General features: G+C 62.2%; 22 protein-coding genes and 2 tRNA genes. 2 read left to right on the top strand and 22 right to left on the bottom strand.

All coding sequences use genetic code 11. The features are described 5' to 3' along the window. The 11 genes from AC0IW7_RS06605 to gspE all read right to left on the bottom strand — a co-directional run bounded on the left by AC0IW7_RS06605 (position 1) and on the right by gspE (position 8,010). Positions 1-73 (bottom strand) — tRNA-Asp (locus tag AC0IW7_RS06605). 31 nt (positions 74-104) lie between these two features. Continuing rightward, positions 105-180 (bottom strand) — tRNA-Val (locus tag AC0IW7_RS06600). A gap of 229 nt (positions 181-409) precedes the next feature. Further along, a complete protein-coding gene (locus tag AC0IW7_RS06595) occupies positions 410-931 on the bottom strand; it encodes a type II secretion system protein M (protein WP_471816563.1) in 522 nt (173 codons plus the stop codon). Next, the gene (gspL, locus tag AC0IW7_RS06590; protein WP_471816562.1) at positions 928-2,070 is read right to left on the bottom strand and encodes a type II secretion system protein GspL; all 1,143 of its coding nucleotides are present in this window, start codon (positions 2,068-2,070) and stop codon (positions 928-930) included. Before gspL ends, AC0IW7_RS06595 begins: the two co-directional genes overlap by 4 nt. Then, positions 2,067-3,056 carry a type II secretion system minor pseudopilin GspK gene (gene gspK / locus AC0IW7_RS06585; protein WP_471816560.1) on the bottom strand — a complete coding sequence of 330 codons (990 nt, stop codon included), beginning with the start codon at positions 3,054-3,056 and terminating at the stop codon, positions 2,067-2,069. The genes gspL and gspK overlap by 4 nt, the downstream gene beginning before the upstream one ends. Further along, positions 3,053-3,760 (bottom strand): type II secretion system minor pseudopilin GspJ, encoded by a 708-nt coding sequence (gene gspJ, locus AC0IW7_RS06580; RefSeq protein ID WP_471816559.1) that lies wholly within the window; start codon positions 3,758-3,760, stop codon positions 3,053-3,055. Before gspJ ends, gspK begins: the two co-directional genes overlap by 4 nt. Then, positions 3,757-4,161 carry a type II secretion system minor pseudopilin GspI gene (gene gspI, locus AC0IW7_RS06575; RefSeq protein ID WP_471816558.1) on the bottom strand — a complete coding sequence of 135 codons (405 nt, stop codon included), beginning with the start codon at positions 4,159-4,161 and terminating at the stop codon, positions 3,757-3,759. Before gspI ends, gspJ begins: the two co-directional genes overlap by 4 nt. Next, positions 4,158-4,703, bottom strand: a complete 546-nt coding sequence (gene gspH, locus AC0IW7_RS06570) for a type II secretion system minor pseudopilin GspH (RefSeq protein WP_471816557.1) — start codon at positions 4,701-4,703, stop codon at positions 4,158-4,160. The genes gspI and gspH overlap by 4 nt, the downstream gene beginning before the upstream one ends. A gap of 2 nt (positions 4,704-4,705) precedes the next feature. After that, positions 4,706-5,164 (bottom strand): type II secretion system major pseudopilin GspG, encoded by a 459-nt coding sequence (gspG, locus tag AC0IW7_RS06565; protein ID WP_471816555.1) that lies wholly within the window; start codon positions 5,162-5,164, stop codon positions 4,706-4,708. A gap of 5 nt (positions 5,165-5,169) precedes the next feature. After that, positions 5,170-6,387: a GspF family T2SS innner membrane protein variant XcpS gene (xcpS, locus tag AC0IW7_RS06560; RefSeq protein WP_471816553.1), complete on the bottom strand. Its 1,218-nt coding sequence runs from the start codon at positions 6,385-6,387 to the stop codon at positions 5,170-5,172. Positions 6,388-6,432: 45 nt separating this feature from the next. Continuing rightward, positions 6,433-8,010, bottom strand: a complete 1,578-nt coding sequence (gspE, locus tag AC0IW7_RS06555; RefSeq protein ID WP_463541803.1) for a type II secretion system ATPase GspE — start codon at positions 8,008-8,010, stop codon at positions 6,433-6,435. Positions 8,011-8,319: 309 nt separating this feature from the next. On the opposite strand from gspE, the gene AC0IW7_RS06550 reads away from it, so the two are divergent. Together AC0IW7_RS06550 and gspD are read left to right on the top strand one after the other, a co-directional pair. Next, on the top strand, positions 8,320-8,979 hold the full coding sequence (locus AC0IW7_RS06550; protein WP_471816551.1) for a type II secretion system protein N: 660 nt from the start codon (positions 8,320-8,322) through the stop codon (positions 8,977-8,979). Positions 8,980-8,983: 4 nt separating this feature from the next. Then, the gene (gspD, locus tag AC0IW7_RS06545) at positions 8,984-10,945 is read left to right on the top strand and encodes a type II secretion system secretin GspD (protein WP_471816549.1); all 1,962 of its coding nucleotides are present in this window, start codon (positions 8,984-8,986) and stop codon (positions 10,943-10,945) included. A 119-nt stretch (positions 10,946-11,064) separates the two neighbouring features. Here gspD and AC0IW7_RS06540 read toward each other — a convergent pair whose 3' ends face one another. The 11 genes from AC0IW7_RS06540 to AC0IW7_RS06490 form a co-directional block, all read right to left on the bottom strand. Next, entirely contained in the window at positions 11,065-11,844 is a 780-nt protein-coding gene (locus AC0IW7_RS06540; RefSeq protein WP_471816547.1) for an SDR family oxidoreductase, read from the bottom strand. A 13-nt stretch (positions 11,845-11,857) separates the two neighbouring features. Then, positions 11,858-13,069 (bottom strand): O-succinylhomoserine sulfhydrylase, encoded by a 1,212-nt coding sequence (locus tag AC0IW7_RS06535; RefSeq protein WP_471816545.1) that lies wholly within the window; start codon positions 13,067-13,069, stop codon positions 11,858-11,860. 63 nt (positions 13,070-13,132) lie between these two features. Then, complete coding sequence (gene purF, locus AC0IW7_RS06530) at positions 13,133-14,638, bottom strand: amidophosphoribosyltransferase (protein WP_122497202.1); 1,506 nt, start codon at positions 14,636-14,638, stop codon at positions 13,133-13,135. A 186-nt stretch (positions 14,639-14,824) separates the two neighbouring features. Beyond that, complete coding sequence (locus AC0IW7_RS06525; RefSeq protein WP_122497200.1) at positions 14,825-15,376, bottom strand: CvpA family protein; 552 nt, start codon at positions 15,374-15,376, stop codon at positions 14,825-14,827. A 250-nt stretch (positions 15,377-15,626) separates the two neighbouring features. Then, complete coding sequence (locus AC0IW7_RS06520) at positions 15,627-16,274, bottom strand: SPOR domain-containing protein (RefSeq protein WP_471816543.1); 648 nt, start codon at positions 16,272-16,274, stop codon at positions 15,627-15,629. Continuing rightward, entirely contained in the window at positions 16,258-17,577 is a 1,320-nt protein-coding gene (folC, locus tag AC0IW7_RS06515) for a bifunctional tetrahydrofolate synthase/dihydrofolate synthase (RefSeq protein WP_471816541.1), read from the bottom strand. The genes AC0IW7_RS06520 and folC overlap by 17 nt, the downstream gene beginning before the upstream one ends. Beyond that, a complete protein-coding gene (accD, locus tag AC0IW7_RS06510; RefSeq protein WP_122497194.1) occupies positions 17,574-18,464 on the bottom strand; it encodes an acetyl-CoA carboxylase, carboxyltransferase subunit beta in 891 nt (296 codons plus the stop codon). The genes folC and accD overlap by 4 nt, the downstream gene beginning before the upstream one ends. A 237-nt stretch (positions 18,465-18,701) precedes the next feature. After that, a complete protein-coding gene (locus AC0IW7_RS06505; RefSeq protein ID WP_471816539.1) occupies positions 18,702-19,322 on the bottom strand; it encodes a phosphoribosylanthranilate isomerase in 621 nt (206 codons plus the stop codon). A gap of 68 nt (positions 19,323-19,390) precedes the next feature. Beyond that, positions 19,391-20,212: a tRNA pseudouridine(38-40) synthase TruA gene (gene truA / locus AC0IW7_RS06500; protein WP_471816575.1), complete on the bottom strand. Its 822-nt coding sequence runs from the start codon at positions 20,210-20,212 to the stop codon at positions 19,391-19,393. A 36-nt stretch (positions 20,213-20,248) separates the two neighbouring features. After that, complete coding sequence (locus AC0IW7_RS06495; protein ID WP_471816537.1) at positions 20,249-23,305, bottom strand: motility hub landmark protein FimV; 3,057 nt, start codon at positions 23,303-23,305, stop codon at positions 20,249-20,251. Between the two features lie 167 nt (positions 23,306-23,472). Then, the gene (locus AC0IW7_RS06490; RefSeq protein WP_471816536.1) at positions 23,473-24,483 is read right to left on the bottom strand and encodes an aspartate-semialdehyde dehydrogenase; all 1,011 of its coding nucleotides are present in this window, start codon (positions 24,481-24,483) and stop codon (positions 23,473-23,475) included. Between the last annotated feature and the right edge of the window lie 28 nt (positions 24,484-24,511).

Below are 24,511 nucleotides of genomic sequence, written 5' to 3'. Positions count from 1 at the left end.
GCAGCGGACGGGACTCGAACCCGCGACCCCCGGCGTGACAGGCCGGTATTCTAACCGACTGAACTACCGCTGCGCGTCGGTGGACTTTCGTCCGGTTTCACAAGTGGTGGGTGATGACGGGATCGAACCGCCGACCCTCTGCTTGTAAGGCAGATGCTCTCCCAGCTGAGCTAATCACCCCTTGCTTGCGAGGCGCGAAATTTACGCGGGGGGCATACCTAAGTCAACACCCTGTATAGAAATTTTCTGAAATTAGGTGAATTAGGCTGTTTTGGCTGAGCCGCACGTTTTTGCGCCTAAGCGCTACATCAAAGTGGGTGCCGCCCAGCAGCACCCACAGCAAGTAATGTTTCCTGTGAAAGCGGCTTTAGCCGCGATTACTTGCAAAAGGCAATTCCAGACCCGTTACCTATTGCCCAACCCGCAACGTCAACCGCGCCGTCACCAATCCTTCTTCGTTGCGGTCCATGCCGGCCTCGTCAATTCGTACGCCCTGCCCTTCCAACGCCTGGAACCAACGCAACAGCACGTTAAAGGCCACCGGTTGCAGGTTCACTTGCAAGCTGCCGTCGCCGGCGCTGTCGAGGCGTTCGATGGTCAGCTGGGCCGCCGCAGCACTGGTGGTCACATAACCTTGCAGCTGTTCCGGCGCCAGGCTGGTGGTGGGTTTTTCCACCAAGGCACGGGCTTGCGGGGCTTTGGCTTGCAGGTAGCCGCTCAGCTCCAATTGCTGCGCGAGCGCTTCGCGGGCGTTGTGCAGGCGATGTTGGGCGGGCTGCCAGAAGCTGATATAGAGCAGCGCCCCGAGCACGCAGATAACCATCAGACCGAGCGCCAAACGCTCACGCGGCGCCAGGGTGGTCCAGCGCCGTTGCACCGGTGAGCGATGCCAGCGGTCCAGCAGCTGCGTTTTAAACGTGGCGGTATTCATCCCTGCCCTCCTACGACCAAGCGGGCGCTGACGCCATTGTTTTCTCGACTCGCCGAGCCCAATTGCACGGGCAAACCGGCATCCGCCAGGCGTTGGCGCAGGCGCTCCAGTGCGCTGAAGTCCGGCGCTTGCAGTTGCAGCGCGAGGTCGCCGCGGGTGTCGCTGAAGTCCAACTGTCGAACGCGCACCAGACCGCCATCAGCTTGCACAGCGGTGCTGGCCAGGTCCATCAGGGCAAGAAAGCGACTGCCCCCAGCCGTGCGCCCTTGGCTCAGGTGCTCATCGAGCTGATGACGCAGGTTCACCAGCTTGCTGTCCTGCGGAAACAACTCGCGGTACAGCGCCGCATTGGCGGCGGCGATGGTGTCGCTCTTGTATTGCAACTGCCAGGCCTGCGCCAGGTTGAAACCCCACTGAAGCACCAGCCATAACCCAACCAGCCCCAGCACCGAGCGCCAGCGTTTCCAGCCTTGGCTGTCTTCGCGGCTGGCCAACTCGCCTTGGGCCAGGTTGCAGCCGGCAGTCTGCGCAGCAAGCCAAAGGTAAACGTCCTCTTCACGCTGGGCGGTTTCGATGCCGTCCGGCAACGCCTGCGTCGGCGGCGCGATGGCGTGCAAGGGCAGCGGGCACTGGTCGGCAATGTGCGGCCAATCGTCCTGCGCCACCGCCATACGCGTGGCCAACTGGCCGCCCAGCAGCCAGCGCTCGCCAAGCCAGCACAACTGGGTGCCGACGTCAGGCAGCAAGTCGGCATCGACATGAATACTCACCGGCGCCACCGGACATGCAGCGAGCCAGCCCTGCAGCCAGGCTGCGCGTACGGCGACAATACGGTTACGCCCGTCCCCCAGCGGCGTGCCGAGGGCCAGGTGAAATTGCTCGACGTCTTCGGCGAGCAATTCCTCCACAGCAAACGGCAGGGCCTGACGCAGCCAGCGCGCTTTCTGCGTGGGCAGCGCCACGGCGCACGCGGTGGCCGCCTCGACCGGAATCACCAGGCGCCACGGTTCATCCAGTTCCACCATCGCTTCGGCGAGCAACAGCTGGTCGTGTACGCCCGCGCGGATGCGATGCACCAGCAGGGTTTCGTCGACGGCCACCGCAGCGGCCGCCGGTAGAAAAATCGTTACCAGGCTCATCGTGCCTGCTCCTCATTTGTTGCGGGGGCGGTCGCGCCAATGGCGATCAGCCCGTCTTGTCCAAGGTCGCGCGCCAGTACACGCACGCGCCCTTGTTGATCTCGGTGCATGTTACTCACCACCACCTGCCGGCGATCACCCATCCGCACCTCGCTGATCGCTTGAAAATACGCACTACCGACTGCCAAGCCCTGCCCCTCGATTCCCTGCCCGGCCAGCCCGGGCTGGGCGAGAAAGGCGTCCACGGAGGCGAAGCCCTCCTTGCCGCGCGCCAGCACAACACCTTGTGCCAGCGCCGGCGTCAGGCCGTCCGCCAGACACGACAGCACCATGGCGCCAGCCGTGTTGACGTTCAGCGGCGCGTCGCCCGGCAAGACACTCACGTAGGGCTGCAGCCGTCGGAAGTCGGCCTCGGTCATGCCCAGCAATAACCGTAGCTCGGAGACGTCTTGCAGGCGACGGTTGGCGGCGCGATAGGCCGGCTTGGCGAGCAGATACTGATTGTCTTCGGCGCCTTCGCTGCCGGTGGCTTCCTGGTCCACGTCAAGCCAATCTACCAAGCGTTCGGCATAGGGCGTGGCAATGTCCAGGCGCAGCAGCAGGCGGCGAAAGCGCAGCACGGCGGTTTCGTCCACTTGCTGCTGGCGCACCAAGCTGTTGAGGTTGAAGCGGCCGCTGGGGTCTTCGATGCGCACGCTGAGCACCCCGCCTTCATCCAGCGCAAACGGCTGCATGGGTTTGGCCCAGTCCTCGCCAAGATGATCCACCGACTGACGCGGATCGCCGCCACGCGCATCGCGTTTAAGCACGGCTTTGGCCAGCGTCTCACCGCCCAGCGCGTACTGCCAGGCTTGACGGGTATCGAGCAGATTGGCGCTGCTGCGAATGGCAACATGTTGGCGGGCGATCATGCCGGCGCACACCACGGTGACTACCGCCACGACCAGCAGCACGGTGATCAGCGCCACACCCTGTTGTCGCTTCATTCCAGCACCTGCGAATTATCGGGCGCCGGGCTTTGGCCGTCCGGGTTGGCGTCAGGGTTATCCGGATTCTGACCGCCGCCAGGGTTGCCTTGAGCGGGAAGATCCGGCAGGCGCAACACGCGGCGAATCTGGCCGTAGCGCCGGTGTTCGAGCACCACTTCCAGGGCTTTGGGCAGTTGCTCCAGGCGCTCACTTGTGTTGCCGTCGGCAGGCGGCCAACTGGTTTGCCATTGGCCCTGGCGGTCGAGGTAGCGAAGCGTCATGCGCGTCACCCCATCGAGTACGGCTTGCACTTGCGGCTGGCTGTCTTGCGCTTGATCGAGAACCGGCCAATAGCGACGTTGCAATTGCTCGCCGCTGAGTTCCCAGCGCACCCGTTGCAAGCGCGACCGCGCCGCGCCCATGGGGTTGCGCCAGCCGGTGCGGGTGAATTCCAGAGCAGTGGCGTCGCCGTCTTCACCGCGCAACGCGGCACGTTCATCGCCAAACGGATCACGCACCGGCCGCGGCACCGTTTGCAACACATCACGCTCAAACGCGGCCATGCCCCGCACCAGTTCCCGCAATTGCTGCTCGTGACTGCGCGTGGCGCTGTCGGCCTGCATTACGCTGCTCAGCATGCGATAGGTCGCCAAGGCCAGCAGCGCGAAGATGGCCACGGCAATCAGCAGCTCCAGCAGGGTAAAGCCTTGCGCGCGTTTCATTGCCCGGCCTCAATCGGCTCGGTGGTGACAAAGCCGACCAAGCTGGCGACGGCGCGGTCTTTGATTTCGCCACCGCGTCCACGCTCGTCACGCGTGGCGACCCACACGGTGATCCGGCGCATGGTCGGCTCGCTGGTGTCTTCCACGGTGCTTTGCCATTGCCACTGACGGTTGGCGAAATCGACCTGCCCTTGCTGATTGCCGACACCCGGCACGGCGGGGGCCAGTTGCATGTCGTTGAGCTGGTTGTCGGCAATCCACATGGCCAGGGTTTTGTCTTCGAGCCGGGCAGCGGTTTGCAAGCTGCGGGCGCTAACGCCCAGAACGCTGGCCGCCACCAACGCAAATATCGCCAGGGCTACCAGCACTTCGAGCAAGGTGAAGCCACGGCAACGGCTCACTTGCCGGCTCCTTTGCCGTCTGCGGCTTCGACTTTGGGTAAGCGAAAACCGTCGGTGGACATCTGCAAGCGCGCGCCTTGGGCACGCTTCTCGGCCAGTTGTAAGCGAAACGGACTGAGCTCACCGCTAGACAGAATCAACACCTGCGGGCTGCGCTCGGCGTCTTTGGGTTGGTCTTCTTCGGCGAGTTGGCTGGGAAGTTTCAGCGCGGCGCCTTCCAGTTCGACCGTCAGCACGGCGTAACCAGGCAACTGATGCGGCGCGCGATCCACCGGCTGCCAGCGGTTTTTGCCGGCCTCGTAGCGCAGCACTTGATAGGACGAGGCGTCAAACCATAAGCCGTATTCGCGGTTGTCCAACACGGCCTCATCGGCCAGCACGCCAATCAGCCCGCTAAGCCGCTCGGCCTCGTTGCGCAGCTCGCGCGCCGGGCCGGCGATGCCGGTGCTGAGCACCGCCAGCCCAACCAGGGTGCCAAGAATCACCAGCACCACCAGCAGCTCCACCAAGGTGAAGCCGGCCAGGGCCTGCGGCCGCTTCAAACTCACTGATCCCAGTTACCGATATCTGCATCGTTGTCGCTGCCGCCTTCTTTGCCATCGGCGCCGAAGGAATAGAGATCGAACGGGCCTTTGCTGCCCGGCGCCAGGTATTGATACGGGTTGCCCCATGGGTCCACCGGCACGCGCTTGAGGTAGCCGTCAGCGTTCCAGTTTTTGGCTACCGGGTTGCCGCTCGGTTTTTTCACCAGCGCTTCGAGGCCCTGCTGGGTGCTCGGGTAGGCGTGGTTGTCGAGCTTGTACATGTCCAGCGCAGCGCTGATGCCTTTGACGTCGCCTTTGGCCACGGTGATTTTCGCCTGGTCGGGACGGCTCATTACCTGCGGCACGATCAGCGCCGCGAGAATGCCGAGAATCACCACCACCACCATGATTTCAATCAGGGTAAAACCGCGCTGGCGTTGCCGTTGTCGCAGTCCGTTTTGAATAACGCTCGCTTGCATCGTGATCACCCCACTAGTTGGTTCAGAGACAAAATTGGAAGAAGAATTGCCAGCACGATGAGCAGCACCACAACGCCCATAAACACCAGCATAAAAGGCTCGAACAGCCCGACCATCAGCGCGATCTGGGCGGCCAGGTCGCCCTCCTGATTGCGCGCGGTGCGGGCCAGCATCTGGTCCAGTTCGCCGGAGCGTTCGCCGCTGGCGATCATGTGCAGCATCATCGGCGGGAACTGTCCGCTGGCTTCCAGAGCGCGGGTCAGGCTGCCGCCCTCGCGGACTTTTTGCGCAGCCAAGACCACGTCGGCGCGTATCACGCGATTGGAAATCACCTGGGCGCCAATGCTCAGCGCTTCCACCAGCGGCACGCCGCTGCGGGTGAGAATGGCCAGGGTCGACGCGAAGCGTGCACAGTCGGTGGCACGCACCAATCGGCCCACCAGCGGCAAGCGCAATTGAAAGCCGTGCCAGCGCCGTTTGACGTTGTCATCGCGCAGCGCCCAACGCGCGGTGAAGCCACCGGCAATCACCAGCAGCACAAATAACCAGCCCCAACTTTTCACCGCATCACTGAGTGCGATCAGCCCGCGCGTGAGGGCCGGCAGCGTTTGCCCCGAATCGATAAACACGCGCACCACATCCGGCACCACATAGCCGAGCAAAAAGCCGACGATAATCAGCGAGGTGATCATCAGCACCAGCGGGTACAACAACGCCAGCTGTACTTTCTGCCGCGACTGTTGGCGCTGTTCGGTGTAGTCAGCCAGCTGTTCGAGCACCGGGCCCAAGTGCCCGGCGTGCTCGCCCGCTGCCACGGTGGCGCGGTACAGCTCAGGGAATGCTGCGGGAAATTCTTTCAGCGCCGCCGCCAGGCTGTGCCCTTCCAGCACCCGCGCCCGCACTGCCAGCAACATTGCCTGCACGCGCGGTGCGGAGGCCTGAGCGGCGGCGGCGCGCAACGCTTCTTCGATAGGCAACGCGGCTTGAATCAGTGTGGCTAACTGGCGCGTGAGCATCGCCAGATCGCGTGCCGACAGCCCGCGCACAAAGGTGAAATGACCATCGTTGCTCGCCTGCTCGCGGGTACGCGTGGCGTTGACTTGCAGCGGCGCCAGTTGCTTTTCGCGCAGCATCTGCCGCACCTGCCGCGCGCTGTCGGCTTCCATCACGCCCTTTTGCTGGCGCCCCGCGTTGTCCAGGGCAAGGTATTCGAACGCTGCCATCAGAATGTGCCCGGTTGGGTGACGGTCAGAGCGCGGGCGACGGACTTAACGGTCTTCACGTCGCTCGCCCCTACGTTGGTGTTGATTCGGCGAACTGGCAGATAGTTCGCGCCGTTGCGCAGCGGTGGTCGGCGCTTCGTCTTCGCGCGTCACGCGCAGCACTTCTTCCAGGCTGGTGACGCCCTGCATCACTTTGCGCCGGCCATCATCGCGGATGCTCGGGCCGTTGCCGCGTGCGTGCCGGGTCATCTCCTGCTCGCCGGCGCCGCTGTGGACCAGCGTGCGCATGTGGTCATCGAACACCACCAACTCATAAATACCGGTGCGCCCGCGATAGCCCTGCTGCTTGCATTCCGGGCAGCCGCGCGGGTGATGAATGACCGGCGTTTCGCCGCTGCGCACGCCCAGCACTTGGGCCTCGGCTTCGGTGACTGGCAGGCCCTCTTTGCAGTGCGGACAGAGCACACGAACCAGGCGCTGGGCCAATACGCCGAGCAGCGAGGACGACAACAGAAACGGTTCCACGCCCATATCGACTAGACGGGTTACGGCGCCAATGGCGCTGTTGGTGTGCAAGGTCGAGAGCACCAAATGCCCCGTGAGCGAGGCCTGCACGGCGATTTGCGCCGTTTCGGCGTCACGGATTTCACCAACCATGACCACGTCCGGGTCTTGCCGAAGAATGGCCCGCAGGCCGCGGGCAAAGGTCATGTCCACCTTGGTGTTGACCTGCGTTTGGCCAATGCCTTCAAGGTGGTATTCGATCGGGTCTTCGACGGTAAGAATGTTGCGCGTGCGGTCGTTCAGGCTGACGAGGCTGGCGTACAAGGTGGTGGTTTTCCCCGAGCCCGTGGGGCCGGTGACCAGAATGATGCCGTGCGGTTTGCGCACGCTGCTTTCCATTAACTGACAGTCCCGGCTGGACATGCCCAAGTGCTGCAAACTCAAGCGCCCCGCTTGTTTGTCGAGCAGCCGCAGCACCACGCGCTCACCGTTGGCCGAGGGCAACGTCGACACCCGCACGTCCACTTCCCGCCCGCCCACGCGCAAGGAAATACGACCGTCTTGTGGCACACGTTTCTCGGCGATGTCCAGGCGCGCCATTACCTTGATACGAGACACCAACAGCGCCGCCAACTCGCGTTTGGGCTCCAGCACTTCGCGCAGCACGCCGTCGACGCGAAAGCGCACGACCAAGCGTTTTTCAAAGGTCTCAAGGTGAATGTCGGAGGCGTTTTCCTTGATCGATTCGCCAAGGATGGCGTTGATCAACCGAATGATCGGCGCGTCGTCTTCCTGCTCCATCAGGTCTTCGGTTTCGGGCACCTGGTCGGCAAGCGCAGCCAGGTCGAGCCGCCCGCCGATGTCTTCAGCCAGTTGCATGGACGCAGAATCATGCTGATAGGCCGCCGCCATGGCCTGATCGAAATCTGCCGGGCTGAGCGCTCGCAGCGGCAAGCGGCGGCCGACAAACCGTTGCGCTTCGGCCAGCGCGACCATCTCCACGGCCGGCCGAAAGCCCAGGCACACCTGGTCTTTATCGAGCATCAACACCACGCCATTACGCTTGGCGTAACTGAACGGTAAACGGCGTGACACGGTTTCCACCGGAGAGACGTTCATCTGTAATCCGACCTTGGCATTGTGGAAGGGGCTGCTGCTCAGCGCCCATGTTCAAGATTAAGGATGACGATCATTCGCCATGCTGCTGTTTTTTTATCGATTTTTTAGACGAGGCGACTCGTAGAGTGTGCAACGGCGGCTATCTTTACCACACTGCCGAAAAAACACATCGCCCCGCCATATAAAACAGAATAGGACTACGGCGCGAAGTGGATGCGTAAAAACACTTGGCTGCTCTATGATCGGCCGCCAGCAAATCCGACAGTGCGAGAAACGTCTTTGACCGTGCCCGAAACCCTCCGCAGGCTGATGCACAATGCCCCGACATTGCTGGGCGTGTTGTTGATCCTGTTGATCAGTTTGAGTTTCGCCACGCAAACCATCGAATGGCTCCAACTCAACCGCACCCAAGTAAGCGTGCAGACCGATGAGGCCAGCGAGCTCTCCAGCGCACCGGCCCTGGACAGTATAGAAACCCTGTTCGGCCCCGCCCGCGTCGCGCAAACCTCCGCGCCCCCGGCCACCAGCCTGCGCCTGACCCTGCGCGGCAGCTTTGTTCACAGCGATGCGCGCAGCTCCAGTGCCATCATTCAACGCGAAGACGCCAAGCCGCTGCGCTTTGGCGTGGGCGCGGAAATCGACAAAGGCATCCGCCTGCATGCGGTATACCGCGATCGAGTGGAAATCGAGCGCAACGGCCGCCTGGAAACGCTGATGTTCAATAAGAACAAAAACGCCCCGTCCAGCCGCCCGCTTCCTAGCAGCTACGACGCCGTGGACGCGCTGTCCACGCTGCAACAGCAGGATGAACAGCAGCTGCGAGAGCGCATGGAAGCCCTGCGTCAACAGATGGAAAGCGCTGGTGGCCAGCCCGAACCCGACCAGGAGCCGGTGAACGAACCCGAGCCCCCTGCTGCTCCGCGCTCAACCGAACCCCTCCCTACCGACCCGCCTACGGAAAGCGATTAAGCCGATGCCATTGACCCTTTCACGCTTGACCCTGGCCCTGTTCGCCTGCGGTCTGCTCAGCATCAGCGCCACGGCTGGCGCCGCGATAACGCCGGCAAACGGCACGGCCGGCGATGAGCAGCAGCAGAACGAGGAACGCTGGACGATCAATCTCAAGGACGCCGACATCGCCGAGTTCGTCGACCAGATCGCTGACATCACCGGGCAAACCTTTGTGGTCGATCCGCGCGTCAAAGGCCAGGTCAACGTGGTGTCCAAAGCGCCGCTGAATCTCAGCGAGGTGTACCAGCTGTTCCTCTCGGTAATGGCCACCCACGGTTTTAGCGTGATTACCCAGGGCGACCAGGCGCGCATCGTGCCGAACGCCGAAGCCAAAGCCGACGCCGACACCGGCCGCGCCGCCCCGGATCGCCTGGAGACGCGGCTGATTCAGGTGCAGCACGGCAACGTCGCCGAGTTGATTCCACTGATTCGCCCACTCGTTCCGCAATACGGCCACCTGGCAGCAGTGACCTCGGCCAACGCCCTGATCATCAGCGACCGCAGCGCCAACATCACGCGCATCGAAGACCTGATTCACCAGCTGGATCAGAAGAGCAACAACGACTACAGCGTGGTCAACCTTCAATACGCCTGGGTCACCGATGCCGCCGAAGCGCTCAATGCCAGTGTGGCGCACGGCCAGGCAAAGGGCGCTGCGGGCACTCAGGTGATTGCCGACACGCGCACCAACCGCCTGATTCTGATCGGCCCGCCCGCCGCTCGCGCACGGATGATTGGGCTGGCGAAATCCCTCGACACGCCCAGCAGCCGCTCTGCCAATACCCGCGTGATTCGGCTGCGGCACAACGATGCCAAGGCGCTGGCCACCGTGCTGGGCGAGATTTCCGAAGGCATTAAAAACCCGGCTGGCGGCGGTACCGCCGAAGCCGGTGGCGGCAAGCCGCAGAACATTCTGATTCGCGCCGATGAAAGCCTGAACGCATTGGTATTGCTGGCCGAGCCAGACACCGTGGCCATGCTCGAAGACATCGTGCATCAGCTCGACGTACCGCGCGCGCAGGTGATGGTGGAGGCGGCAATCGTCGAGATTTCCGGCGACATCACCGACGCGCTCGGCGTGCAATGGGCTGTGGATGCAAGGGGCGGCAGCGGTGGCGTCGGCGGCGTGAGTTTCGGCAATACCGGGCTTTCTGTCGGCTCCGTATTGCAAGCCATCCAGGACGACACCGTACCGGACAACCTGCCCGACGGTGCCATCATCGGCATTGGCAGCAAGAACTTCGGCGCGCTGATTACGGCGTTGTCGGCCAACAGCAAAAGCAACCTGCTTTCCACGCCAAGCCTGCTGACGCTGGATAACCAGAAAGCCGAGATTCTCGTGGGGCAGAACGTGCCCTTCCAAACCGGCTCGTACACCACGGCCACCGACGGCGCGAGCAATCCGTTCACGACCATCGAACGCAAAGATATCGGCGTCACCCTCAAGGTCACCCCGCACATTAACGACGGCGCCTCGCTGCGGTTGGAGATCGAACAGGAGATTTCCTCGATTGCCCCCAGCGCCACGCTGTCTGCGCAGGCGGTGGATTTGATCACCAACAAACGCTCGATCAAAAGCACCATCCTTGCCGAAGACGGCCAGGTCATTGTGCTCGGCGGCCTGATTCAGGATGACGTGACCATGACCGATTCGCGAGTGCCGCTGTTAGGCGATATTCCATGGCTCGGTCGGCTTTTTCGCTCAACCAAAGAGGCCCATACCAAGCGCAATTTGATGGTGTTCCTCAGACCGAGCGTCGTGCGTGATGGCGCGGGCTTGGCGGCGCTGTCTGGCAAGAAATACAGCGACATTCGCGTACTAGGCGGCGCGGCCGACAGCGCGCGGCCGAGCATACTGCCGCAGAAGCCGGGGCAGCTGTTTGATGGCCAAGGCGATTCGGCGATTGATCTGCGGCCGCAGTAAGAGGCGCAGCATCACCTGTGGGTAAACGGCCGATTTGTAGGAGCCAGCTTGCTGGCGAAGCTCTTTATTGAAGAGCTTCGCCAGCAAGCTGGCTCCTACGAAAGCATTAGCCGCGGACGTTACTCGACGTAAATCATCCTGCGCGTCATGCCGCCATCCACCACAAACTCTTGCCCCGTCACAAACCCGGCGCTCGCCGACAGCAGCCACGCCACTTGCGCGGCTACGTCTTCAACCGTGCCTACGCGGCCAGCGGGATGTTGGTCGTGGTCGGCGTCGGTCAGTGGCGCGGCGCGGCGTTCGCGAGGGTCGCGAGCGTCGATCCAGCCTGGGCTGACGGCGTTGACGCGAATGTCCGGCCCCAGGCTGATGGCCAGTGCGTGAGTGAGCGCCAGCAAGCCGCCCTTGCTCGCCGAGTACGCTTCGGTGTCGGCTTCAGCTTGATGGGCACGGGTAGAGGTAATGTTGACGATGGCGCCGTAATGCGCGCGCAGGTAAGGCGCGCAGTGTTTGGCTAGCAGCAGCGGACCGGTGAGGTTGACCGCCAGTACGCGATTCCAGTGGGCTAGTTCCAGGCTATCGAGCGGCGCGTTATGCGGGTCGGCGATACCGGCGTTGTTAACCAGCGCATCCAGCCGGCCGAACTGGCCCAGCACCTGCGCCACGCCTTCGACCACTTGGCTTTCCTGGCTGACGTCCATCGCCACAAACCAGGCGTTGTCGCCGAGCGCTTTGGCGACCTTGGCGCCGCGTTCACGCTCGGTATCAGCCAGCACCACTTGCCAACCCTCGGCGATCAGCCAGGCGGCGATGCCCAGCCCAATGCCGCGCGCGGCGCCGGTGACCAAGGCCACCTTGCCGTTGCTGGCCAGCGGGCGCTCCACTTCCAACTCGACCATCAGCGACGCCCGATCACAGCGCCGCGAGGCCCCGGGCCAGATCGGCCTGGATGTCGTCGACTTCTTCGAGGCCAACGGCCACGCGGATCAAGCTGTCGCGGATGCCCGCTGCAGCGCGTTCTTCGGGCGTCAAACGACCGTGGGACGTGGTGCTCGGGTGGGTGATGGTGGATTTGCTGTCGCCCAGGTTAGCGGTGATCGAGAGCAAACGCGTGGCGTCGATAAAGCGCCAGGCGCCCTCTTTGCCGCCTTTCACTTCAAAACTCACTACGGCGCCAAACGCACGTTGCTGACGCTTGGCCAGCTCATGCTGCGGGTGGCTTGGCAGGCCGGCGTAGTGAACCTTCTCGATGCCCGGCTGCTGCTCCAACCACTGAGCCAACTGCAGCGCACTGGCGCAATGGGCTTGCATGCGGATGCGCAGGGTTTCCAAGCCTTTGAGAAACACCCAAGCGTTGAACGGGCTCATGGTCGGGCCAACGGTGCGCACGAAGCCCACCAGCTCGGCCATCAGCTTGGCACTGCCGGCCACCACGCCGCCCAGGCAACGGCCCTGGCCGTCGATAAATTTGGTGGCCGAATGCACCACCACGTCGGCGCCGAGCGCCAGTGGCTTTTGCAGCACCGGCGTGCAGAAGCAGTTGTCGACCACCAGTTTCGCGCCGTGGGCATGAGCCACTTCGGCCAGCGCGGCGATGTCCACCAGCTCGGCCAACGGGTTGGAGGGTGATTCGACAAAGAACATTTTGGTGTTGGGCTTGCAGGCTTCGCCCCACCCGGCGACGTTGGTCAGCTCGACGTAGTCGACCTGCACACCGAAGCGTTTCAGGTATTTCTCAAACAGGCTAATGGTCGAACCAAACACGCTGCGCGATACCAGCACGTGGTCGCCGGCGCTGCAAAACGCCATGACCACACCCATGATCGCCGACATCCCAGACGCCGTTGCGACCGCCTGCTCCGCCCCTTCCAGCGCGGCGAGGCGCTCTTCGAAGGTGCGTACGGTGGGGTTGGTGTAACGCGAATAGACGTTGCCCGGCACTTCGCCAGAGAAGCGCGCCGCGGCGTCGGCGGCAGTGCGGAACACGTAGCTGGAGGTGAAGAACATCGCCTCGCCATGCTCGCCTTCAGGGGTACGGTGTTGCCCGGCCCGTACCGCCAAAGTGTCGAAGCCTACGCCTTCGAGGTCACTGTCCAGCCGACCCGCATCCCATTCCTGCGTCATGCCCGTTCTCCATCAATTCTTCAGCACTAAAACGTTCAGCCCGCTTTCGCGGGCTGGGGGTTATCAATTGTTGTACAGGTCGATGATGGCGCTGACCACATTGGTCTTCAGCTTCGACGAGTCGTTGCGCGCCTGTTCGATTTTGTTCAGGTACGCCTCGTTGACGTCGCCGGTGACGTACTTGCCATCAAACACCGCGCAATCGAACTGGTCGATCTTGACCTTGCCGCCGCCTACCGCGTCGATCAGGTCGCTGAGGTCTTGATACACCAGCCAGTCGGCGCCGATCAGCTCAGCCACTTCCTCGGTGGTGCGGTTGTGGGCGATCAGTTCGTGGGCGCTCGGCATGTCGATGCCATACACGTTCGGGTAACGCACCGCCGGCGCTGCCGAGCAGAAGTACACATTCTTGGCCCCGGCTTCGCGGGCCATCTGAATGATCTGCTTGCAGGTGGTGCCGCGCACGATGGAGTCGTCGACCAGCATCACGTTTTTGCCACGGAATTCCAGTTCGATGGCGTTGAGCTTCTGGCGTACCGATTTCTTGCGCGCCGCCTGGCCCGGCATGATGAAGGTGCGGCCGATGTAGCGGTTTTTAACGAAGCCTTCGCGGAATTTCACGCCCAGGTGGTTCGCCAGTTCCAGAGCCGAGGTGCGGCTGGTGTCCGGAATCGGGATAACCACATCGATGTCGTGATCCGGGCGCTCGCGCAGAATCTTATCGGCCAGTTTCTCGCCCATACGCAGACGCGCTTTGTAGACCGAAATGCCGTCCATGATCGAATCCGGACGCGCCAGGTAAACGTGTTCAAAAATACACGGGGCGTATTTCGGGTTGGTGGCGCACTGGCGGGTGGAAATCTTGCCTTCTTCGGTGATGTACACCGCTTCGCCCGGCGCCAGGTCGCGGATCAGGGTGAAGCCGAGCACGTCGAGCGAGACGCTTTCCGAAGCGATCATGTATTCCACGCCTTCGTCGGTGTGACGCTGGCCAAATACGATCGGACGGATGCCGTTAGGGTCGCGGAAACCGACGATGCCATAACCGGTGACCATGGCCACCACGGCGTAACCGCCGGTGCAGCGCTTGTGCACGTCGGTGACGGCGGCGAACACGTCGTCTTCGGTCGGCTGCAACTTGCCGCGAACGGCCAGCTCGTGGGCGAACACGTTGAGCAGCACTTCGGAGTCGGAGCTGGTGTTGACGTGGCGAAGATCAGACTCGTAGATCTCCTTGGCCAGCTGCTCGACGTTGGTCAAGTTGCCGTTGTGGGCCAGGGTGATGCCATACGGCGAGTTGACGTAGAAAGGCTGTGCTTCAGCGGACGTGGAACTGCCCGCCGTCGGATAGCGCACGTGACCGATGCCCATGTGCCCGACCAGACGCTGCATATGGCGCTGATGGAAAACATCGCGCACCAGTCCGTTGTCTTTGCGCAGATACAACCGGCCGTCATGGCTGGTCACGATACCGGCAGCGTCCTGGCCGCGATGTTGGAGCACGGTAAGCGCGTCATACAGCGCTTGATTGACGTTTGACTTACCGACGATACCCACGATGCCACACATGCGACCAACCCCTTTGAAGTGGGAAACTACTGCGCTCGGCTAGGCTTCGTTGAAAACGGGATTCAAAAATGCTCATTGGCTAGAGCCAACTCCGCTTTTTTCACCTGCTTTCGCCTCGCCTAACCTTCGCTCGCTACGTTTCTGAATTACCGCGACTGCTTACTTCGTTACCGCCACTGCTAACGTCTACAACGGCTTGGGCGCCAGAACATCTTTAAACGACAGTTCTGCCGGCCCACTCACACCGCTGGCCAGCCACTGACTGGCCAGGGTAAGAATCATGTTTTTCGACCAGTCCGCCACGATCAGAAAGTGCGGCACCAGTGATGACTCTTTCCACCAAGCGTCCTGAGTAACCGGCGCCAGGCTCAATAATCCAACCAGCAACACCACCAGCAAACCGCCCCGTGCGGCACCGAACACCATGCCCAGCACGCGGTCAGTGCCCGATAGTCCGGTAACGCGAACCAGCTCGCCAATAAGAAAATTAAATAGGGCACCCACTAATAATGTGGCCACGAAGAGAATGGCGCAGCCGGCGATGACGCGGGCTGAGGGGGTGTCGATGTAATCCACGAGGTGCTGGGAAAGCGCGCCGCCGAACATCCAGGCAACGACTCCAGCAATGATCCAAGTTACCAGCGACAGCGCTTCTTTGACGAAGCCGCGTTTCAAGCTGATCAAACTGGAAATTGCGATAACGGCGATGATCGCCCAATCGACCCAGGTAAATGGCACGTTACAGGCCTACCGACGGAAGAGGCGCGGGATTTTAGCAGAGCGTTCGGAAAGGAGTAAGCCGGGATTTATCGAACACCGATTAAATCCCTGCCGCTTGGCGAAAATGCTGATGGCGCGTTGGGTTGCGCTGTGCTCAAAGAGCGCGGACCGACGCAACCTAACTGCTGAAAGCGTCGCGGCAAAGATGCTCCCAAGAATCGTACATTCCTGTGGGAGCGGCTTCAGCCGCGATGCTCTCACCGGCCCATCAGCTACTTTCCGGCTGGAAACGCACCACAAACCCTTTGAGCTTTTGCTGCTTGGTCAGCTGATCACGCAGGCGATCCGCCTCGGCGCGTTCAATCAGCGGCCCGACAAATACCCGATTCATGCCTTCAGCGCTGCGAATGTAGGCGTTATAGCCCTGACTACGCAGCGTTTTCTGCAGGCTTTCGGCACTGGCGCGGTTGGACAGGCTGGCCAGTTGAATCGACCAACTGATCGGCAAGCTATTGGCATCCAGGCGATTTTGCGTTGCCGCAGCGGCAGGAGGCGCTGCCGGCGTTGCGCTGGCGTTTGCCGGCGGCTTGCTCGCAGGCGGCGCGGGAGGCGCAGGCGCGATGGGCGTGGTGGGCGGCGGCAATGCGCTTGGCGTGGTAGGCAGCGGGGCCGGCGTGGTCGCCACCTGTTCCACTGGCACAGGTTCTTCGGGAAGCAGTTCAGGCTCGGGGACCGACACCGGCTCTTGCGCCACTTCCGGCATGGCGGGCGCTTGTGGCATAGCCGGAGCCTCGACCACGACATGGCGAGATTCATCCTGGCGCGACAGCAACATCGGCAAGAAGATGATCGCCAACGCAATCAGCACCAAGGCGCCAACGATCCGCTGCTTCAATCCTTTATCCAGCAAAGCCATTCCCCACTTCTCCCATGGCATGGCGGGCCAGCCATTCCAGGGCCTCGGCCACGCAGTAAAAAGAACCAAACAACAGAATTTCGTCTTCTGCCGTCGCACGCTCCAATTGCGCTTCGAGGGCGGCGGCGATGTCGCCAAAGGCTTCAACACGTGCGCCCAGGTTCAGCAGCGCAGCCTGCAACTCGGCGGCGGGACGGCTACGCGGCGTTGGCAGCGGCGCCACGGCCCAGGTCGCTACCGGTGCCAGCAGCGGAGCGAGCACGCCGGGTAAATCTTTATCCGCCAACAATCCGAACACCGCCAGGCGCTTGCCAGCCACCGGGCGATCCGCCAAGCGCTGCGCCAAATACTCGGCGGCATGGGGATTATGCCCAACATCCAGCAGCAGCGTGAGTGCCTTGCCATGCCAATTTATTGCACGCCGATCAAGGCGACCCGTCACCCGCGTGCGTTGCAGCGCAGTGACCAATTGGTCCGGCTGCCAAGGCAGGTCGAGCATGGCGTAGGCCTGCAGTGCCAGCGCGGCGTTTTCCATGGGCAGATCAAGCAGCGGCAGGTCATGCAGGCTCAGTGGCTCGCCGGCGGCGTTGAAGCCACGCCAGTGCCAGCTGTGCTCGCCGAATGCCAGATCGTAATCGGGCCCGCGCAGCAGCAACGGGCACGGCAGCGCGGTGGCTTTTTCACGAATCGGCGCTGGCGGCTTCAGATCGCCGCAAATAGCCGGCACGCCAGCGCGGAAAATGCCGGCCTTCTCGAATGCTACCGACTCACGGGTGTCGCCCAGGTAGTCTGCATGGTCGAGGCCAATGCTGGTGATCAGCGCCAGATCCGGGTCGATCAGGTTGACCGTGTCCAGTCGACCGCCCAGACCTACTTCCAATACCGCCGCATCCAGGCCGCTGCGCTGGAACAACCAGAACGCGGCCAGGGTGCCAACTTCGAAATAGGTCAGGGAGGTTTCGCCACGGGCCGCTTCAACGGCGGCGAAGGCTTCGCAAAGCGCGGCGTCAGTGGCTTCCACTCCCGCCACTTGCACGCGTTCGTTGTAACGCAGCAGGTGGGGCGAGCTGTAGACGCCCACTTTCAGCCCCTGCTCGGCAAGCATCGAGGCGAGAAAGGCGCAGGTTGAGCCTTTGCCATTGGTGCCGGTCACGGTGATGACTCTGGCCGCTGGCCGCCCCAGACCGAGGCGGCCGGCCACCTCGCGGGTGCGATCCAGGCCCATGTCGATGGCCACCGGGTGCAGTTGCTCCAGATAGCTCAACCACTCAGCCAGGTTGCGCTGCACCGTGGGCTGGGTCATGCGCTGATAGGCGCAGGGATTGCGACCGGGGTCGGAAGGTTCTGCATTTGCGCCAGCAAACGGGCGAGACGAGGACGCAATTCCTGACGGGAAATGATCATGTCGATGGCGCCGTGGGCCAGCAGGAATTCGCTGCGCTGGAAGCCTTCTGGCAGTTTTTCACGCACGGTTTGCTCGATCACTCGCGGACCAGCAAAACCGATCAGCGCTTTGGGCTCAGCGACAATTACGTCGCCCAACATGGCCAAGCTGGCCGACACGCCGCCGTAGACCGGGTCGGTCAGTACGGAAATAAACGGCACGCCCTCTTCACGCAAGCGGGCCAATACGGCCGAAGTCTTGGCCATTTGCATCAGCGAGATCAACGCTTCCTGCATACGCGCGCCACCGGAGGCGGCGAAGCACACCAGCGGGCAACGCTCTTTCAGCGCGACGTTGGCGGCCTGAACAAAACGCTCGCCAACGATGGCGCCCATCGAGCCACCCATGAAGGCGAACTCAAACGCGCACGCGACCACAGGCAGGTCTTGCAAGGTGCCGCGCATAGCGATCAGCGCATCTTTTTCGCCGGTCTGCTTTTGCGCCGCGGTGAGGCGGTCTTTGTACTTTTTACTGTCGCGGAATTTCAGGCGATCAACCGGCTCGAGATCAGCGGCGATTTCTTCGCGCCCCTCGGGGTCGAGGAAGATGTCCAGACGAGCGCGGGCATCGATGCGCATGTGGTGGTTGCACTTGGGGCAAACATCCAGGGTTTTCTCCAGCTCAGGACGGTAAAGCACCGCTTCGCAGGACGGGCATTTGTGCCACAGCCCCTCGGGGACAGAGCTCTTTTTCACCTCGGAACGCATGATCGATGGGATCAGCTTGTCTACCAGCCAGTTACTCATGCACTCATTCTCCAAAGCTGTTGGCCTGTACAGGCGGCGTTACCGCAGCCTGTCGCAAAGCAAAAAATTCAGGTTGGCGGTCCGGTCGATCACCTGAGGTGTCGCCTCAGACCCGCTGATGCCGCTCATTGCCGTATGGGTTTAACCGCAACGAGGCGGCGAAGTTCACGCGCCTTGCGCAGCGACAGGGTTATGGACGGCACATGATGGCCAGCCGTCACATGCCTGGCGGGCGTTTCACGCGCCCTTTACGGCGCGGATAAACGCCTGCACTTTCGACGTACTTTTAATGCCTTTGCTCTGCTCTACCCCACCGCTGACATCCACGGCATACGGCTGCACCTGCTCAATCGCGGCCCGCACATTCTCAGGCGTCAGCCCGCCGGCCAGGATAATCGGCTTGGTCGCCTGCTTTGGCACCAACGCCCAATCAAACGCCTCACCGGTGCCGCCGGGAACGCCCGCAACAAAGGTGTCCAGCAGAATGCCTGAAGCCTCGGGGTAAAGCGCGATCATTGACGCAACGTCATCGCCGGTACGCACCCGCAGGGCTTTGATATACGGGCGGCCGTAACCGGCACAATCGGCGGCCGCTTCGTCGCCATGGAATTGCAGAAGGTCCAGCGGCACCTGTTGCAGCAAGGCTTCCAACTCAGTGCGCGGCATATCAACGAATAGCCCGACCGTGGTCACGAATGGCGGCAGCGCGGCGATGATGGCGGCGGCTCGCTCTGCCGTCATCGCCCGCGGGCTGTTGGCGAAGAACACAAAACCCAACGCGTCGGCGCCCGCCTCGATGGCCGCGAGTGCGTCTTCAAGGCGGGTGATGCCACAGATTTTGCTACGAACGACGGACACGGCAGACACCTGAATAACCGGCTGTTGAACACAAGGCCTGGAATGGTAGCAAAGGCAATCGGCAGGCGTCAGCCAAGGTCCGGCAGACCCGAGAGGAAATGCGGCCCGATATAGCGCTCCGGCAACACAAACTCCGCCGGGTATTCGACCTGCACCAGGTACAAGCCGAACGGATGCGCCGTTACCCCGCCCGTGCGGCGAATGCGCGACTCCAGCACCACTTTCATCCATTCCACCGGCCGCTCGCCCGCGCCGATGGTCATCAGCACGCCGGCAATGTTACGCACCATGTGGTGCAGAAAGGCGTTGGCGCGCAGGTCCAGCACAATCATTTTGCCGTGCTGCGTCACGCGAAGGTGGTGCATCTTTTTAATCGGCGATTTCGCTTGGCATTGGCCGGCGCGGAAGGCGCTGAAGTCATGCTCACCGACCAAATACTGAGCCGCTTCGCGCATGCGCTCGACGTCCAGCGGCCGGTGGTTCCAGGTGATCTCCTCACCCAAATGCGCCGGTCGGATCTGGTCGTTGTAGATGACGTAGCGGTAGCGCCGGGCGATGGCTTTGAAGCGGGCGTGAAAGTGCGCCGGCATCACCTTGGCCCACGTCACGCTGATGTCGTGGGGCAAGTTGATATTGGCGCCCATCACCCAGGCTTTCAGGCTGCGCTCGGCTTGGGTGTCGAAGTGCACAACCTGCCCGCAGGCGTGAACACCGGCGTCGGTGCGGCCGGCACACAGCAGCGTGACCGGCGAATCGGCGACCCGCGACAGGGCTTTTTCCAGCTCTTCCTGCACAGTCGCCACACCCGAGGCCTGGCGCTGCCAGCCGCGGTAACGGGAGCCTTTGTATTCAACGCCGAGGGCGATTCTGGAAAAGCCAACGGCGGCCATTTCGGCCGCCGCTGTGGGTATTGCTTCAGTCATTAATCAGACGATACGGGCGATCAGCTCGCGCGCTTCCTGTTGTTGAACGTCGGTGCCTTCGCTGATCACTTCGTCGAGGATGTCGCGGGCGCCTTCGGAGTCACCCATGTCGATGTAGGCGCGGGCCAGATCGAGCTTGGTGGCGGTTTCGTCGGTACCGGAGAGGAAGTCGAAATCATCGTCGGCGTCCAGGCTGGCCACCGATGGGCTGGCAGCCGGGGCGATCAACGAGTCGAAGTCGTCTTCTTCTGGGAGGTCCAGCTTGTCATTCATCTGATCCAGCTCGGCAGTCACTTCGTCCAGTTTGGCGGCGAACGTTTCGTTGGTTACTGGTGCGCTTGGCTCATCGTCAGCCAGCGACAGATCGAAGTCGGCTGGCAGCTCGTGCTCGGCGTCCAGGCCAGCGTGCAGCTCTGGCGTAGCGTCAGGTTCCAAGTTCAGATCAGCGAAATCGTTACTGCTGGTGGTGCTGTTCAGGTCGTCGTCCAGGCTTAGCAGGAAGTCGTCTTCTTCGCTGGTGGCGCTGGCTTTCGGCTCGTCCAGATCCAGGCTGAAATCGGCCAGGTCGTCGCTGAGAGCGGCGTTGCTGGTGGTGCTTGGGGTGTCGTCCAGGCTCAGGTCGAAGTCCAGGTCGCTCATGCCGCTGGCGGCTGGGCTAGTGGTCGAAGACAGCGCCAGCTCGTCATCCAGGCTCAGGTCACCGAAGTCGTTCAGCGAGTCGTTGCCGGCGGCGTTCAGGTCGCGATCCAGTTCAGCTTCCAGGTCGTCCAGGCTCAAGTCCATGTCGTCGGCTGGCTGAGCGGCCAGTGGCGCAGGTTCGTCGAGGGTCAGGTCGTCGAGGCTGAAGTTGTCGGCGTCGCTGTTGTTGAAATCATCGTTGTGGTTATCAAGCGCCGAGGCAGCCATTACGCCAGCGAACGCGCCGAGTGCCGCAGCGCCCATGCCTGGGTAGCGGGATTTCAGCTGTTCAACTTCGCTGTGGGCGCCGCCGATTTCGTTCAGCTCACGCTCTTGACGAGCAAAGCCTTCCTGGTCGCCCAGCTCGGCCTGCACTTCCATCAGTTTCAAGCGCAGATCCGCGCGGTGCGGTTCGTTGTTGATGGCGTCTTGCAGCAGCTCGGCAGCCTGAGTGAAGCGACCGTAGGCGATGTAGATGTCGGCTTCGCCGAGCACGTCGCCGGTTTGCGCGGTCACGCGCTCTTCTTTGACCGGTGCGAAGTTGTCGTCGGTGGCGTCGTCCAGGCCGGCGAACGAGGTATCTGGGGTATCCAGATCGTTGTCGAACGGGCTTTGCTCTTCGTGGATGTGAATCTCGTTGTGCAGTGCAGCTTCTTTCTGTGCATTGCGGCGCGACAGCACCATCAAGCCGATCAGCAGCAACAACAGCGCGCCACCGCCGGCGATGCCAAGCATCATCGGGTTGGCCATCAGGTCATCGACAAAGCTGGTTTCTGCGGCTGGCTCAGGCGCGGACACAACAGCGGGCTTCGGCTTGGCCGGGGCTTCGGCTGGCTTAGGCGCTGGCGCTGGCGCTGGCGCGGCTTCGGCTGGGGTTTTGGCGGCTTCAGCAGCCGATTTCTCGGCCGGTTCTTCGCTGTAGTTGTAGTCGGTCTCGCCGCTTGCGTTCGCAGCCGGCGCTGGGGTTGCAGGAGTTGCAGCCGGGGCCGCTAGCGTGGTTTCAGCTGGCTTGGCGGCGTCCACGGTCGGTGCCGGTGCCGGTGCCGGCGCAGCAGCGCTTGGAGCGGTGGCTGGAGCAGGGGTTTCGACCTTGGCCGGTGCGGCTGGCGCGGCCGAAGCGCTCGGCGTTGCGGTTGCCGTCGAGGAGCCCGCTGGGGCAGTTGCGGCGGCTGGCTGTTTGGCTTTGGCAGCTAGGTCGGCCTGCAGCTTGGCCATCTGGCTGTCTTTGAGCTGGAGCAGGCGATTGAGCTTGTCGACCTGGCTTTGCAGATCGCCCATGCGGCTCTTCAGCTCGTCGTTCTCACGGCGAGTGGAATCCAGGCTTTCTTTGGTAACTGCCAGCTTGTCGTTAAGCGCCTTGGTGTCACCACCGGTGCCTTTGTCGGCGCCGCGAGTGGCTTTACCGGCATCACCGGACAACAACTTGAGGCTGTCTTTATCTTCGGCTTTCGCAGGCGCGGCGCCAGCGGTGTCGCGCTTGGTGGCGTCCAACTGACGCGCACCGGTAGCAGCTACGCTGCGGCGTTCACGCCAAGCGGCGTTCTGCGAAGCCACCTGGGCAATCGCTTCGCTCTGCGAGCGCGACTTGATCTGTTGATCGTCAGGCAGGCGCAGCACCTGGCCGCTTTTCATGCGGTTGATGTTGCCGTCGACGAAGGCATCAGGGTTGAGGTCCTGAATGGCCAACATGGCCTGGTGCACCGAGCCACCAGAGCGGGTGCGCTGGGCCACTTCCCACAGCGTGTCGCTGGAGGTGGTTTTGTAGGTGTCGTCGGCCACTTTGCCAGCCGGTGCGGCGGCAGGTGCCGGAGCTGGCGCAGGCGTTGCCGGGCGGGCGGCAGGTGCCGACGGCGCAGGTGCAGCGGCGACCGGTGCGGCTGGACGTACGGTAGGCGCTACGGCGGCCGGCTTGCTTGCAGGTTTGGCGGCCGGCGCAGCCACAGGCGGCTTGGGCGCGGCAGCGGCGGCAGTTTGTGGGGAATAAAGCGGCGGATCGAGCAGCAGGGTGTATTCGCGCATTACGCGGCCGCTCGGCCACAGCACTTCCACGAGGAAGTTCAAGTAAGGCTCGCGAACCGGTTTGCTGGAAGTCACGCGAATAACGCTCTTGCCATTAGGCTTGAGCACCGGCGTGAACTTGAGATCAGTTAGAAAGTATTGACGGTCAATACCGGCTTTATTGAATTCTTCAGGGGATGCCAGATTCGGAACCACCTCGTTAGAAGCCAGATCCCGAACTTCGACGAGTTCGATTTCTGCGTCCAATGGCTGATTCAGCGCCGACTTCAGGGTCACTTCCCCGAGCCCCAACGCGTGCGCCATACCGGACGTCAGCGCCGAAGCAGCCGCGATTGCCAGCACCAGTTTGCGAACCCGAGCCATAGCGATATCCCTTGTTTTATCTTTCTTCTCGAACTGCGAGAGGGTCTTATTACAGTTGCTGCCTGTTCCGCCTTGCGGCGGCTCCCCAACCAACAACAGCTCAGCCCCCGGTTGTACCAAGATAGGCCAAGCTAGAATGATTCTTCAAATTTCTAGGTAAGTATCTTTTACAGATAGTGTTTTATCAATAACTCAGCAATTTGCACAGCGTTCAGAGCGGCGCCTTTGCGCACATTATCAGACGCAATCCACAAATTGAGTTCGGACAAATCGTCGAATCCGACACGAACCCGTCCGACATAGATCACATCCTGGCCAACGGCGTCCCCGACCACGGTCGGATAATCGCCCTCTTCCACCAGTTCGATGCCCTCGGCCGCTTCCAACGCGGCGTTCACCGCAGCCACATCCACGGCGTTGGAACACTGCAACGAAACGCTCAGGCTGTCGCCGAAAAACACAGGCGCGAGCACGCAGGTGGCGGACACCTTGAGGTCTGCCTTGGCCATCACCGCTTTCAGCTCTTCAACCAGGCGCTTCTCTACGCGGCTGAAACCACTGGCATCCGGCTTACCCACCTGCGCCAATACGTTGAAAGCCACCTGACGATCAAAGAAGCGCGGCTCCAGCGGACGCACATTTAGCAATTCCGCTGTTTGTCGGGCGAGTTCCGACACCCCTTCCCGACCGACACTCGAAATCGCCAGACATGCCGTCGTTGTCACCCGCTGGATATCCAACACCGCGCGCAAAGGCGCCAGCGCGACGGCCAAGGCAATCACGCAAGGACTCGGGCTGCTGATCTGGAACGGTGCTTTAAGCTGTTCCAACACATCGGCATTGGCCTCGGGCACCAGCAGCGGCGCCTCGGCGGCTGGCAGCGCGCCGGACAAGTCGATCAAATGGCAACCGGCGGCCTGGGCACGAACGGCGAAACTATGGGTGACCTGCTCGGCAGCGGCGAAAAAGACCAGTTGCACCTGTTTGAAATCGAATTGCTCAACCTCACGCACCCGCACGTTTTTGCCACGGAACGGCACCGAGGCGCCGGCCGATTCGATGCTGGCCAGCAGGTGCAGGTTGCCAATGGGGAATTCGCGCTCTTCGAGCACTTGAACGAGGGTTTCGCCGACGGTGCCGGTGGCGCCAATGATGGCGATATCGAGAGTCTGGCTCATGCTGCTACCTCTGTTGAAAGCCGGGTGT

This window comes from Pseudomonas sp. AC229 (assembly GCF_979254655.1).
Note: the sequence above shows the minus strand (reverse complement) of the source record. Positions and strands in the feature narration are given on the sequence as shown.